Raw genomic sequence first — 14,472 nt, forward strand, 5'->3', positions numbered from 1 at the left:
TGTTTCGAACCCTATTTTTGCTCTGATAGGAACTGCATACCTTGCTCAATAGAGATTAGAGGTTGGTAACCAAAGTCTTGTCTAGCAGCGCTAATATCAAAGTAATGGCTTGTAGATAGCTGTTTAGCGACAAATCGGGTCATTATTGGTTCATCGGTTTTACGGGTAATGCCATACCAACACTCTAATAAGCCACCAGCAATATATGCGATTGTACTTGGCACTCTCACTGTAACAGGAGGGAGGTTTTGTGTGGCTAATATTTGATTAAGCATATCCGCCATTAGAATCGGTTGATCGTTACTTAAAAAATACGCTTTGCCGGCACATTTAGGTTTATCATGAAATAACTCATTGGCGGCTAAAATATGTGCATGGACAGCATTATCAATATAGATAGTGTCGACTAATTTATCGGTTTTACCCACTAACTTTAGTTTTCCCGCTTTAGCACGAGAAATCACTCTCGGTATTAGATGTTGGTCACCAGGGCCCCAGATTAAATGTGGTCTCAGTGCAACAGTTTGTAAGGATTGTGAATTTGCACTTAAAATATGCTGTTCTGCAATCGCTTTAGATAGTCCATAATAATTCAAGAATTTTTTTGCGTAGGGCTGTGTTTCATTGATACCGGATTCATCTGTGCCATCGAAGGTAACACTTGGTGTACTGGTATAAATTAACTTTTTAACCTTATTCTCTTCACAGGCGGTAATTACATTATTAGCACCGGTGACATTCGCATCAAAATAACTTTGCTTAGTGCCCCAAACACCTGCTTTTGATGCAACATGAAAAACTAGATCAGCTCCTTTCATCGCTTTAGTAAGCGCAGTAACATCTTTTAAGTCACCTTGTACCTGTGTAACGCCTAGTCGTTCAAGGTGTGGATAATAGCTACGTGAAAAGCCAATCACTTCAATCTCTACTGCACGCAAAAAGCGACAAAGCGCCGTCCCTAAAAATCCACCAGCACCGGTTACAAACACACATTTAGTATGCTCACTTAATACGTTTAAGGCATCTCGTTGCTGTGCTAGTAAATCGTTTGAGTGTAGAACATTAGTAGGGTTTAGTTTAGACATGTTGTTGTGCCCATTGCGCTAATTTTTCACGAAATATTTTGGCATTATGTCGAATATCCATGGGAAACTTTTTATGGATAAAGAACAGTGAAATACCTTGGGTTTGAGTATGTTGTTCAGCAAGCTCTGTTAACTGTGAAAAAAGGCTGGTTTGGCTGATATTCGATTGTGGCTCAATACAAATAGCCGGCGTGACTTTTTCGTTTATTAACACATTTACCAGGGCACTTCGTTTAACGCTTTTGTGTGTATTAATAATACGTTCACAAGGGATCGAGTAATAAGCTTTTGGCTCTTTTAAGTGCGTGGACAAAACCTGATGCGCTTTACGGCCACACATCCAAAGTTTGCCATGCTCATCTAAATAACCTAAATCCCCCATACGGTGGCGCTTAATAGGCCCATCTTGAATTTTGGCTTGTTCAGTTGCTTGCTCTCTGCGGTAGTAAGCTTGGCTCACTTGTGCTGCTTTCACTACTATTTCACCAATTTCAAAAGGGGCTAATGCTAAGCTATCATCCCACTGAGTAATCACCTGATCTGTGATAGCAATGATTTTAATATCTACATTCTTGACCGCTTCACCAACACAAATGCCACCACCTTGGTCAGTAATGGAGGTTGTTTTTAATAGCTGTTTACTGCCTATTTTACTGATAGGTAAGGATTCTGTTGCACCATATGAGTTAATTACTTGTGCATCTTGCGTTAGCATTTCACTAAATAATTTGATTGAGCTAATGGTAGCCGGTGCACCAGCTGAAATCACACGTTTTAAACTAGGCAAGCTAAGTTGTTTTTGTTTACCTGCTTGACCTAATAAAGACAATAATGCGGGATTAGCAAATAGATTAGTACATTGGTAACGTTCAATGGCAGCAAAAATATAATCAGGATTGGCTTTTATAGGTTGGCTCGCATCCATATCAGGGACAATAGAAGCCATGCCTAGTGCTGGTCCAAACAAAGAAAATAAAGGGAAAGTAGCTAAGTCAGCTTCACCAGACTTTATACGATAGTCTTTTTGTAATACTTTGATTTGTGCTTCGAACATATGATGGGTGTATTCAACACCTTTTGGAATGCCTGTGCTGCCACTTGTAAATAAGATCGCTGCTAATTGATCTATCTTTAGTTGTTCTATCTTAAAACGTTTAGTACGTGGGTATTTTTTTAAAATAGTATTAAGTTGCTTACCGCCAAAGCAAGCAGGTCCATCGACATTAATAATGTATTTTAAGGACTGTTTACCCCATGAGAATAAAAGTCGCGCTAGGTGTGCTTTAGGAATACCAATAAAGGCATCCGGTTGAGACTCTTCAAAACATTGTTTAAGGTTTTTTACACCCATACCTGGGTCAACTAAGATGGGAATGATGCCGGCTTTAAATAAGGCAAATGTTAAACAGAAAAAAGCAATGCTCGGTTTAACCATTAATACGGCTTTATCACCAGGCTTTAGACCATACTCAGTCAATGCATGAGCTATATCGTCACTGCTATGGTGTAACTCTGAGAAAGTCATTTCTTGATAGGTTAGTTGTGAAAATGCTTTTTTCTGGACACTAACGGCTAACTTTTTAGGTGTTTTTTTAGCGGCTGTTTGCAGATGGCGACATAGGTTACCATCTGCTTGTTTACTGGTTGTTGGTGTTACGTTGTTTTTGCCCATTTATGGATGTTTACTCATAAAGGATTGCACTAGATTGATCACTTCGTTGCTTGCATCTTCAAGAATATAGTGACCACAATCGGCAAATTCATTTACTTCTGCATGTGGCATTTTTTGCTTCCACACATCTAAAAAGCTTTTATCAAATACAAAGTCTTTTAGACCCCAGCAAATAAGCGTTGGGACATCTTGAAACTGTGGTAGGCTTTGATCAATGCTTTCAACTAATTGATAGTTTCTATCCGTTGGCGAAAGCGGAATATCTTGCACAAAACGTAATGTTGAAATACGATTTTTCCAAGAATTAAAAGGGGCTACGTAAGCTTTTCTAACCGCTTTAGACATAGGTTTACGTTTAACACCGACATAAGAGGCAATAGATGAAAATGCATTAAAGCCACGAACTAAAACCGTGCCTAAATAAGTATTTCTACATATCCATAAAGGCAGTGGAAACTTTTTTGTTGAAGGCAAGTTAAAAGATCCGGTATTTAAAATAACTAAGCGTTTTATGCGTTCTGGATATCGCGCTGCGTACCCCATACCAATCATTCCACCCCAATCATGAACCACTAATGTAATATTCTCTTTAATTTGCAAGTGGTCCAGTAATGACTCAAGATCATTAATTCGTTGGTTTAATGTATAATCATACTGATCATCACCGGGTTTTTCTGAAAAACCACAACCAATGTGGTCAGGGACAATACATTGATATTCGTGGCTTAACTCGGTCACCAGATTACGGTAGTAAAAAGACCAACTTGGGTTGCCGTGCACCATGACAACGGGTTCACCTTTACCTTCATTTAAGTAATGGTATTGATGACCGTTTAAGTCTAAAAAATTTCTTCTAAATGGAAACAAAATATCCAGGCTCATACTACCACTCCAATCCAAGCATTATACAATTCAAACCACTACCTATTCCTAGGAAGCTCACTTTATTTCCTTTTTTCAGGAAGTCTTGTTCATCAGCAATAGCTGCTGTGATAGGCAAGGATACTGTCCCCATGTTGCCTAATTTTTGGAAAGTAGGGAATTCTTTCTGCGGGTCAATATTAAGCGCAGTAAGCACCTGTTTTTGATTAGCTGAACCAACCTGGTGACAAATCACTTTATTAACATTATCAACTGACCAGTGCATTTTTGTTAAGAAATCAGACCATGTATCACGTGCCAGTGCGACGCCTTCTTTTAATAAAGGCACTGCATTGGTACGCATAAATTCTTTATGTAATTTCAAACCAACTTCTTGGAGGCCCCAATGGCATAGGTCATGGTGTTGTGGTGCTGAAAGTTGACTTGCGCCTAATAATTTATGTTGTTTGTCAGTATTTAAATCTAAAGAGCCGTCAGTTAACAAGACTGCAACAGCGCCTGAACCGCCGGTTAATGTTGCTAGAGACTGTGAGAAGTTTTGAATACTTGGATTAGAAATCATATTATCGATTGTGATATCAACAATGTGGCGTGCAGACTCACATGAAACAACTAAGCCCGCTTTAATTTGTCCTAGCTCAATACGATTCGCTATATCTAATATACCTGACAATACACCTAAGCAAGCATTACTTATATCGTAGACTGCAGCGTGACTTTTTACGCCGATTTCAGCGGCTATACGACAAGCGGTTGCCGGTTCGTGTTGGTCACGACAGACTCCGGTATAGATCACCGCGCCAATATCATCAATATTGACATTCGCTTCCTCGATTGATTTTTTTGCGGCTTCAATAGCACCATCAGAAAGGCGATGATTTTTAGGCCACCATCTTCTTTCTTCGATACCTGTAAGCGCTGCAAGTTGTCCTGTAGGAATACGTAACTTTTGATATAAGGGGGTAAGGCGAGATTCTAAGTCTTTACTTGAAACCACTTCAGGGGCTAATTGATAAGCCATACTATTGATATAAACGCGGGAATATTTCATTAAGCTGTAATTTTTCTCGTTAACTTTTAAAAAGGCATACTTAAACCTTAAACCGGAAGCTTAGATTAACGTAAATTCACCTTTTAAAAAAGGTGAATCCTATACGCATGATTAAATAGTTGATAAATTTATTAAAAATGATTATTTATTAAACTTTTAAGGGTTTATTTTTATTGATATAAGCAATCCATTGTCGAGGGATTTTAATCTTTTCATTAATTTCTTTTGAAATAGGCAAACTTTCATTATTGATTTTACTCGCGATCACTTCTGCTAATAAAGGCGCACTGCATAAACCTCGAGAGCCTAACCCTGTAAATAAATAAATATTCGGCAAGTCAGTGACGGTTTTAGTACCCATTTGATAATCACTTTTCAGTGTTTGATAATCAGTTAAAGCGCCGACGTAAGGAAAGTGATCTCTGGTGGTACAGCGGATCCCGATATGTGCTTGGTCAGTTGTGTTAATACTGTCTACCCAAGATTGCTTAACACACTTTTTAAGTTTATTGGTATTGTCTGCCTGTTCAGATTCTCGGTATTGTGTATTTTCGTCGTGGCGTTTAAAGGTTGCCCCCATACAATGCTGCCCATCAATGCCCGGTGTCAGGTAACCTTCATGGCAAAGTGTGATATTTAATTGTTGTAAGTTTTGATTGGTTGGAATATGACTTACCTGTCCTCTCGCGGCAGATAATGGTACTGCTTTACATTGTTCAAACTTAATACTATCAAAACCTGCGGCGATTACGACAGTATGGTGGTTATGGGTAGTAGGTGTTTCGTCGCAAGTTGTTAATTGCCATTGTTTCGATGTCTGCTGGTAGTTAACGCTTTCTATTTGTTGATTGTATTGGATCGTTACCTGTTTAAAGGTTTGTAACTGTTGCAATAACGATTGTATTAATTGGCGAGGGCTCAACCAACCGGCCGTTGGATAATACAGGGCAGGTGTATTGATTGGTATTCCTGCTAATTGATCCGTTGTTTCGGGAGTAACCCATTGTAATAATTGATCTGGCAGTGAGGCCTTCATTATTTTTTGTAACTTAGTGGTGGCGCTTTGGTCATAGGCTAATTGTAATAAGCCATTAAAGTTATGCGCAAAAGGGTACTTTGTATTAAGTTGTTGATAGAAGTTTAGTGCAAATAAATAAGCATTAGTAAACAGTTGGCTTAATGGGCTATGCTGCTCATTGACTAAGGGGTAAAGTGCACCTTGTAAGTTTCCTGATGCGCCTACGCCTAAGGTTTTGTCTTTACAGTACACTGTAACCTTATAATTTCGCTTTGCTAATGAAAGGGCAGCCGTTAATGCCGCAATACCGCCGCCTACAATAGCAATTTCTTTTATTGTGCTGGTTTGTGTGCTGGGTTTGTTCACCTTACCCACTAACATTTCACGTTTTTTACCATAACCTTTACGCTTGCTCATGATAAAGCCTGCTTCTATTAATGCTCTTCTTACAAAACCTGCTGCTGTAAATGTTGCTAATGTGGCATCTGATTTAGTCAGTTGATACATCTTCTTAAATAAAGGTAAATGCCACATATCAGGATTTTTATGCGGGTTGAAGCCGTCTAAATACCATGCATCTACTATTTCAGGTTGCGATGCGTTTAGCTGTTCAATTTGTTCATTCACATCACCAAACCATAAATCTAAAACAATGTGACCTTCATTTAATATTAAGCGATGACAACCCGTTAATGAAATAGGGTACTGCGCAATCAGTTGGTCAATCGTTTGTTTAAATTGTGGGAATTTTTGTAACGCTATAATTAAGTCATTTTTAGCTAATGGGTACTGTTCGAAGCTAATAAAATGTAAATGTTGAAGGTTAGCGTGTGGATTTTTTTGTTGAAATAGACAAAATTGAGACACGGTATTGATAAAATTAAGCCCAGTGCCAAATCCTGTTTCTGCGATACAAAAAGTATTTGTAGGATAAGTTAACCAGCGATTTTCTAGCGTATTACCCTCACAAAAAACGTATTGTGACTCCTTAACTCCTTGATTATTATTGAAATAAATATCATCAAATTGCGTAGAAAACGGCTCTGACTGATCTGACCAGTCGAGTTTTGCATGGGTAATAATATTGTTTTTAGGTTGATACAAGTTATATTCCTTAATATATTTCAATATATTTTATAGCACTTAGAGTTATTTAAGAATAATATTCCATTCTAAGTTAAAATATAATAATTAGTCCCTCAAGCAATAAAGGCTTAACAATGAAAAGAGCAGTAATTACAGGTATCGGTATTGTTTCTAGTATTGGTAACAATAAAGAAGAAGTTTTAGCTTCACTCAAAAGTGGCAAGTCAGGCATCACATTTTCTGAGCAATTTAAAGAAATTGGTATGCGCAGCCAAGTTTGGGGTGATTTAAAAATGACACCTTCTGAACATATCGATCGTAAAGTAATGCGTTTTATGGGTGATGCAGCTGCATACACTTACCTTTCAATGCAAGAAGCGATTGAAGATGCTAAATTATCTGATGAGATGGTTTCAAACCCTCGTACAGGTTTAGTGGCAGGTTCAGGCGGTGGTTCTTCAAAAAACCAAGTTGATGCATGTAATATCATGGTAGAAAAAGGTGTTCGTCGTGTTGGTCCTTATATGGTTCCTCGTACGATGGCGAGTACAACGTCTGCATGTGTTGCAACGCCTTTTAAAATAAAAGGTATTAACTACTCAATGAGTTCTGCTTGTGCAACAAGTTCACACTGTATTGGTCATGCACTTGAACAAATCCAGTTAGGTAAACAAGATATTGTTTTTGCTGGTGGCGGTGAAGAACTAGATTGGACAATGGCTTGTGAATTTGACGCAATGGGCGCATTATCAAGCAAATACAATGAAACACCTGAAAAAGCTTCTCGTACTTATGATGCGAAGCGTGATGGATTTGTTATTTCTGGTGGCGGCGGTATGGTTGTCGTTGAAGAATTAGAGCACGCACTTGCTCGTGGCGCAAAAATCTATGCTGAAATTGTTGGTTATGGCGCAACGTCAGACGGTTACGATATGGTTGCTCCATCTGGTGAAGGTGCTGTTCGTTGTATGGAACAAGCATTATCTACTGTTGAAGGTAAAGTAGATTACTTAAATACACATGGTACATCGACGCCTGTTGGTGATGTGAAAGAATTAGAAGCGATTAATGCAGTATTTGGTGATGATGCACCAAAAATCAGTGCAACTAAATCGCAAACTGGTCATGCACTAGGTGCAGCTGGTGTTCATGAAGCAATTTACAGCATGTTAATGATGGAAAATGATTTCATCTCTGCATCTTGTAACATTGAAGAAGTGGATGAGAAAGCAACAAATCTACCTATCGTTAAAAATACACCTGAAGCCGCTAAACTTGATACTGTGATGTCAAATAGCTTTGGTTTTGGTGGTACGAATGCAACATTAGTATTCCAACGTTATAAATAAGCGTTACTGTGTATTCGTTAAAAAGGAGCCTTGGCTCCTTTTTTTGGTTATAAAATAAAGTGTGAACTTAACCTATGAAAATTTATGTAGATGAGAATATGCCTTATGGCAAAGAATTTTTTGGTTTATTCGGTGAGGTTATTTCTTTTGCAGGACGTGATTTATCTGCAGAAGCGGTTAAAGATGCGGATATTCTACTCGTTAGGTCGATTACCAACGTTAATTCAAGATTACTCGCGCTCAATGAGAACATTAAATTTGTGGGTACAGCAACGATTGGTACTGATCACATCGATTTAGATTATTTAAAACAACGTAATATTGGTTTTAGTTCATCCCCTGGTTGCAATAAAGTATCTGTTGCTGAGTATGTGTTAAGCTCATTGCTTGTATTAGCTGAAAAGCAGCAATTTAACCTAACGGATAAATGTGTTGCGATTGTTGGCGCGGGAAATACAGGGAGTGCAGTGCATAAAGTGCTAACGGGCTTAGGTGTTAATTGTATTTTATATGATCCTCCTTTAGTAGCTGCAGGCGATCAGCGTACATTTTGTGAATTTAATGACGTTCTTGAATCTGACATTATTAGTCTTCATGTACCAAAAGTTACATCGGGTGAATACAAAACGACTCATCTTTTTGGTCATGAGGTGTTGGCTCAACTAAGCTCAGAGCAAATTTTAATTAATGCTTGTCGTGGAGAAGTCATTGATAACCAAGCGCTGTTAACCTTAGCCAAAGCTAATAAAGCACCTTGTCTGGTATTAGATGTCTGGGAAAATGAACCTAATATTGAAACACAACTATTACCTTACGTTACATTAGCGACACCACATATAGCAGGCTATAGTATCGATGGCCGAGTACGTGGCACAGAAATGCTTTATCAAGCATTATGTCAGTTCCTTGGCGAAGAGCCTGTTCTATCCAGCCGTCAGTTAATGGCGAAACCAAGTATTAGTGAGATTACAGTCGATGCACCATTAACAAGTGACTTGGTAAAGTCTTTAATTCACGTTATTTACGATGTACGAAGAGACGATGCGTTATTTAGAGAGAAAGTGAATAATGCCAATGGATTTGATCATATGAGAAAAAATTATCCTGAACGCAGGGAACTTTCGACTGTTACGATTAATCTATCAGATAAAAATTATAAGATGGTAAACCCAATTAATTTAAGCAAGATTGGTTTTAACATTCACATTAAATAAAAGGCTTAAAATGAATAAAGAATATAATGTTGCGCTCGTTGGTGAAATAGATGGTTGTATAGAAACCACGTTAGAAGTATTACTAAAGCGTGACTTTGCAATTAATAATGTTTTTCCAGTGAGTACAACTGAATGTGAAACTAACTCTGTTATGTACTCAGGGAAGCCTGTTGATGTGCAAGAGATTGAAACATTTGATTGGCAACAAGCGGACATTGCACTATTTTTATCAGACCGTGCTATTGCAGAGCAATGGATTCCGATCGCTAAGGAACATTGTGTTGTTATCGACATTAGTGGTTACTACTTAGAAGCTGCCGATGTTCCTTTAGTGCAAACAGGGATTAATGATGATGATATTTCACGTTATGTTGAATCAAATATTATCGCAATTCCAAGTCCTGAAACAGCACAGCTAACGCTTGCAATTAAACAGATTCACCAAGAAGTTGGTATTAAACGCGTTACTGTTGCAGGCTATCAATCGGTCTCATCGATAGGTAAGAAAGGCGTAACAGCATTAGCGGGTGAAACGGCAAGGTTACTGAATGCTAAAGAGCCTGAACAATATCAGTTTGGTCAACAAATTGCATTTAACGTTGTACCACAACTTGATGATTTTAACGTAGATGGTATTACTTTTTCTGAATTACGTTTGGCAGCAGAGACAAGACGTTTGTTAAATGATCCTGAAATGGTTGTTTCGACTACACAAGTGGTTGTGCCGATGTTTTATGGATGTTCACAAGCGGTTCATGTTGTAACCCATTATCCAGTTGAATTAGAAGAGGTGGCAAACGCATTACACCACAGTGATAATATTGTGCTTTCTGAATCTGTTGATGCCTATGCAAATATGATTGATGACGTGGTGGGTAATGTTGAAGTGCATGTTGGTCGTTTACGTAGGGATACCTGTGACGCGGCTGGTATTAATTTATGGGTAAGTGCAGATAATGTGTATTACGGTGTTGCCACTAATGCAGTACTTGTTATGGAAAAGTTAGCATATACTTATTTATAAATTATCTACTTAAGTGTTAAAGTAGGTAATAGATAATTGATTATCTACTTTAATACAATGAGTTAGTTAAAACATTGTAGTTAATAGTTTATATAATAGTTTTCCGCATAATACTTTGCTATTCCCTTACAAGGATCGTTTATGAATCGCATTTTGCTTAGTTTTGTTTGCTGTACTGCGTTAATCAGTACTGTTAATGTTTATAGCGATACATCATCTGCAGACAATCAATTTCAACATTATGTTACCAAGCAAACATACGGTCCTATTACTACCTACGAAACATTGTGGTCAGTGTCTAATAAACTGCGCCCTAATAAAGACGTTTCTGTATATCAAACACTCCTTGCTATCTACAAAACGAATCCATCAGCGTTTTTAAATGGCGATATTAATAAAATAATCATTAATTCAGTGATTGATATTCCCTCAACAGCTTTCATAGCAGAGCAACGAAATGCTGAAGCACTTAAGTTATTAAATATTGGTCCTAATAAAGTATCTCATCTTAGTAATGTAAAAGCACAAGCTGACTTAAACATAAAAGATCAAGATAATAGTGAGCAGTTAGCCTTAGAGCCTACAACACAGAATACAGATGAGCTTCCTGTTGATAATGTAACGACAGTAGCACCAACTGACGCTAAATATTACCTTCCTGACATAGCGACTATTCAACAAGCAAGATCTCAAGATGAGGCAGAAGATACAGATCAGGGAATGATATATCTTTCTGACTTGCCTTCTATTAATGAAAAATCCGACACTCAGGAACAGACAAGTGCATTAGATAAAGAAAATGATGTCGAAGAGTTAAATACAACAAGTGTACCTGAATCATCTATTATTGATGAAGCTTCTACAACAGAATTATTAAATGAAGAAGATCAAACAGGAGCTAATTCTGAAGAGGTTTTAGTCGTCGCTGAAGACAAAGTCTCTGTGAATGATCAAGCTAACCTAGTAGAAGGTAATACTAAGGTTACAGATGTTGAGAATGAGCAAACTGATCTTACAGAAGACGAAGCGTCATCAACTGCAGATCTTCAAGTCAATTTAACAGTAGGCGAAGATACGACGAATCTAGATGCGCACGTCGATTTATCGGAAACTCAACAAACAACAGAATTGGATAAGAAAGAAGCACTGGTTACAGACGTAGAGCAAGAGGTTGAAACTGATCCATCACTTGCTGAAGAGAACGTTTTTAATAATGTAGGTCAATCTGTTCAATCAGAAGAAGTTAATGATGCTAAACAGGTTAATGAAAATACAGCAAGTCAAGAGAACGATGACATTGTTGATTTAAATACGGGTGATGAGACGGGTAATAATCAAAGCATCGCTGAAGAATCTGTTAAAACAAGTGAAACTGAACAAACAACTGATTCTGTTGCGCAAGCACTTATTGAAGAGATGGAAGTTGAGCAGAAAGAGTCTAACTCACTCCCAGCCCCTTTTAGCGAAGCAGAGCTGCAAAATCAAGCGCAAACAGAAAAGACGCAATCTGATATCGATAAAGAATTAGCGTTGCTATATGAGCAATTAAATACAGTTACAGAAGCAAATAAAGTATTAAAACAACGCTTACAACCTTTAAGTGAGCAAATAACACTTTTGTCTAATCAACTTAACAAAGGTGCAAGTGTTGAAGATGAACTGCAAAGTTTGGTTGAAGAGTATAAAGCAAAAATAGAAAGTTTTGAGCAATCTCCATATAGCGGTGAAGGCTTTCACAATGCAATTTTTCGTTATATTACAGATTCTCCTATTGCTTTAATTTCTGCCATTTTAGTGCCATTGATTCTGTTGACAGCGATTTTTTTATTCTTGTTACGTCGAAAAAACAATCAAGATAGTCTACAGGCTGAAGATCCTAACAAATCTGAAATAGCGGGCAGCGAGCTAGACGGCTTAGATGAATTAGATGATTTTGATATCTTGCTATCTGAGCTTACTGTTTTAAAAAATGATGATGAAATAGAGGTAATTAAAGACAAGCTTGAAGCGATAGATAATGATCTAGAAGATTTCGTTGCGAAAACAATTGTCTTATCGGATATTGAAGAATACTTAGATTCTGAGGATAGGTTAAGCGCAAGTAAAGAATCAGTTGATGAACATCTTGTAGAAGCGACCGACTCATCTGAACATGTACACGGTCTACCTGAAGCACTTGATACAGAAAATGAGCAACAAACTGACAAAGTTGATTCGTTAACAATAGGTGACGAGCAAGAACAGACGAATAAAAAAGTCGTAGAAGAAAATACGCACAGGGCTGAGGCTGAAAATAGTCAAGTTGAAGAAGCTGGTGGAGGTCAAGTAGTCACTGATGGCCCTCACGATAAAGCTTTAGAAGCCGGTGGATCTAAAGTTATTACTGATGATCCGCAGGATAAAGCTTCAGAAGTTGATGGAAATACAGTTGTCATTGATGATCCTCAGGATAAAGCTTCAGAAGCTGATAGAAGTACAGTTATCACTGATGATTCCCTGCATGAAGCTAAAGAAGCTGCTGAAAGTAAAGTTGTCATTGATGATCCTCAGGATAAAGGACAACAAGATCATGCTAGTACAGATGACGATAAAACAGATCAAGATTATATAGCGATAGATTATCTTTTATCAAATAACGACGGTAATGAAGTGTCAGAAGAGGAGTTTGATTTAGATTTTGGATTAGATGAATTTCCAGATGTCATTAATGCAACAGACTTTGATACTGACGCTGACCGTATCTCTGCGCAATTAGATTTAGCAAGAGCGTATTTAGAGATAGACGAGAAAAAAAATGCAAAAGCGATCCTCGTTAAACTATTAGATGCAGACGAAGATAAATTACAAGAAGTGCATAGGTTATTAGAAAGAATAGGTTAGTCAGCCTATCTACACTGCATCTATTATATTTTACAATATAATATTTGTATCATTGAGTACCTAAAACCAGCATTGCTGGTTTTTTTAAATGGAAAAAGAAAATGCGTCCAGTTATTTTAGATGTTGAAGGTTATTGCTTAACCAATGAAGAAAAACAGTACTTAGCGCATCCTTTTGTCGCAGGTGTTATTTTATTTACAAGAAACTTTGATAATGTTGTGCAATTAAAAGAATTGGTTGCTGAGATACGGTTTTATGCACAAAATCAGCTTATTATTAGTGTCGACCATGAAGGTGGAAGGGTACAAAGGTTTAGAGAAGGTTTCGTTAATCTACCTTCGAGTGGGTCATTAGTTACTCATTCAGAATCAAAGGAAGAAGCATTAACGTTAGCAAAAGCCAGTGCTTTTGTGATGGCCAGTGAGCTCATTGCTTGTGATATTGATTTGAGTTTTGCGCCTGTTTTAGACATCAATGGCATCTCTGATGTGATTAAAGAAAGGGCATTCAGCGCTAACCCAATGGAAGTCGAGACATTAGCCTGTGCATACATTGATGGAATGCGCTTAGCCGGCATGGCAAGTACTGGAAAACATTTCCCAGGTCACGGTAGCGTTAAAGCAGATTCTCACGTTGATTTACCAGTTGATGCTAGAAGTTTTGAAGATATTACAAAAAACGATATGCAACCCTTTGAAGCACTTATTAAGCAGCAAAAATTAAATGCGATTATGCCTTCGCATGTTGTTTATTCAGAATGTGATGCTTTACCTTGCGGGTTTTCAGCGTATTGGTTAAAGACTGTTTTAAAACAACAATTGGGTTTTAAAGGGGCGATTATTAGTGATGATATTTCGATGCATGGAGCCAGTTTTGTAGGCAATCATTTGTCTAGAGCAGAAAGTGCTATTGAAGCTGGATGTGACTTGATTTTGGCTTGTAATGATACACCTTCTGCGATGACCATCTTAGATGGGTTACAGCAACCTGCTGTTAGCAATGAAGCGATTATTTCAAGCTTATTACATCGTAAAGGCGCTTTAGCTTTACCCTTAAATAAGAACCCTATCTACTTACAAAGTAAGCAGTTATTACTAGAGTTTGTAGAGCGAGTCTAATTAGTGCGGTGCAGTGCTTGCACAATTAAGCAATTTACATAAACTGGTAGTACAGCTACGTTAACAAATAATAATTATAAGGTGGAATGTTTC

Annotated in this window: 10 protein-coding genes; 5 read left to right on the forward strand and 5 right to left on the reverse strand. The window is 37.7% G+C overall.

The window, feature by feature from the left end:
* Positions 1-11: 11 nt before the first annotated feature.
* From V6256_RS03070 to mnmC, 5 genes are all read right to left on the reverse strand, one after another.
* Complete coding sequence (locus tag V6256_RS03070) at positions 12-1,085, reverse strand: NAD-dependent epimerase/dehydratase family protein (RefSeq protein WP_341596590.1); 1,074 nt, start codon at positions 1,083-1,085, stop codon at positions 12-14.
* Positions 1,078-2,757, reverse strand: coding sequence for an olefin beta-lactone synthetase (gene oleC / locus V6256_RS03075; RefSeq protein ID WP_341596591.1), 1,680 nt, complete (start codon positions 2,755-2,757; stop codon positions 1,078-1,080). Before oleC ends, V6256_RS03070 begins: the two co-directional genes overlap by 8 nt.
* Complete coding sequence (locus tag V6256_RS03080) at positions 2,758-3,639, reverse strand: alpha/beta fold hydrolase (protein ID WP_341596592.1); 882 nt, start codon at positions 3,637-3,639, stop codon at positions 2,758-2,760.
* Position 3,640: 1 nt separating this feature from the next.
* On the reverse strand, positions 3,641-4,690 hold the full coding sequence (locus V6256_RS03085) for a 3-oxoacyl-ACP synthase III (RefSeq protein ID WP_341596593.1): 1,050 nt from the start codon (positions 4,688-4,690) through the stop codon (positions 3,641-3,643).
* 148 nt (positions 4,691-4,838) lie between these two features.
* A complete protein-coding gene (gene mnmC / locus V6256_RS03090; RefSeq protein ID WP_341596594.1) occupies positions 4,839-6,812 on the reverse strand; it encodes a bifunctional tRNA (5-methylaminomethyl-2-thiouridine)(34)-methyltransferase MnmC2/FAD-dependent 5-carboxymethylaminomethyl-2-thiouridine(34) oxidoreductase MnmC1 in 1,974 nt (657 codons plus the stop codon).
* Positions 6,813-6,928: 116 nt separating this feature from the next.
* Here mnmC and fabB point away from each other — a divergent pair, with 116 nt between their 5' ends.
* The 5 genes from fabB to nagZ all read left to right on the forward strand — a co-directional run bounded on the left by fabB (position 6,929) and on the right by nagZ (position 14,379).
* Positions 6,929-8,143, forward strand: coding sequence for a beta-ketoacyl-ACP synthase I (fabB, locus tag V6256_RS03095; protein WP_341596595.1), 1,215 nt, complete (start codon positions 6,929-6,931; stop codon positions 8,141-8,143).
* 74 nt (positions 8,144-8,217) lie between these two features.
* The gene (locus V6256_RS03100) at positions 8,218-9,357 is read left to right on the forward strand and encodes a 4-phosphoerythronate dehydrogenase (RefSeq protein WP_341596596.1); all 1,140 of its coding nucleotides are present in this window, start codon (positions 8,218-8,220) and stop codon (positions 9,355-9,357) included.
* Between the two features lie 10 nt (positions 9,358-9,367).
* Positions 9,368-10,381 carry an aspartate-semialdehyde dehydrogenase gene (locus V6256_RS03105; RefSeq protein ID WP_341596597.1) on the forward strand — a complete coding sequence of 338 codons (1,014 nt, stop codon included), beginning with the start codon at positions 9,368-9,370 and terminating at the stop codon, positions 10,379-10,381.
* 141 nt (positions 10,382-10,522) lie between these two features.
* Positions 10,523-13,261 carry a FimV/HubP family polar landmark protein gene (locus V6256_RS03110; RefSeq protein ID WP_341596598.1) on the forward strand — a complete coding sequence of 913 codons (2,739 nt, stop codon included), beginning with the start codon at positions 10,523-10,525 and terminating at the stop codon, positions 13,259-13,261.
* A gap of 101 nt (positions 13,262-13,362) precedes the next feature.
* Positions 13,363-14,379: a beta-N-acetylhexosaminidase gene (nagZ, locus tag V6256_RS03115; protein WP_341596599.1), complete on the forward strand. Its 1,017-nt coding sequence runs from the start codon at positions 13,363-13,365 to the stop codon at positions 14,377-14,379.
* Positions 14,380-14,472 lie beyond the last annotated feature (93 nt).

This window comes from Psychromonas aquatilis (assembly GCF_038155185.1).
Classification (GTDB): Bacteria; Pseudomonadota; Gammaproteobacteria; order Enterobacterales; family Psychromonadaceae; genus Psychromonas; species Psychromonas aquatilis.

Excerpts from the sequence above, each read along its gene's own strand:
- V6256_RS03070 (WP_341596590.1), bottom strand. The coding sequence starts at position 1,085 with ATGTCTAAACTAAACCCTACTAATGTTCTACACTCAAACGATTTACTA.
- fabB (WP_341596595.1), top strand. The coding sequence starts at position 6,929 with ATGAAAAGAGCAGTAATTACAGGTATCGGTATTGTTTCTAGTATTGGT.
- V6256_RS03110 (WP_341596598.1), top strand. The coding sequence starts at position 10,523 with ATGAATCGCATTTTGCTTAGTTTTGTTTGCTGTACTGCGTTAATCAGT.
- oleC (WP_341596591.1), bottom strand. The coding sequence starts at position 2,757 with ATGGGCAAAAACAACGTAACACCAACAACCAGTAAACAAGCAGATGGT.
- V6256_RS03085 (WP_341596593.1), bottom strand. The coding sequence starts at position 4,690 with ATGAAATATTCCCGCGTTTATATCAATAGTATGGCTTATCAATTAGCC.
- V6256_RS03105 (WP_341596597.1), top strand. The coding sequence starts at position 9,368 with ATGAATAAAGAATATAATGTTGCGCTCGTTGGTGAAATAGATGGTTGT.
- V6256_RS03080 (WP_341596592.1), bottom strand. The coding sequence starts at position 3,639 with ATGAGCCTGGATATTTTGTTTCCATTTAGAAGAAATTTTTTAGACTTA.
- nagZ (WP_341596599.1), top strand. The coding sequence starts at position 13,363 with ATGCGTCCAGTTATTTTAGATGTTGAAGGTTATTGCTTAACCAATGAA.
- V6256_RS03100 (WP_341596596.1), top strand. The coding sequence starts at position 8,218 with ATGAAAATTTATGTAGATGAGAATATGCCTTATGGCAAAGAATTTTTT.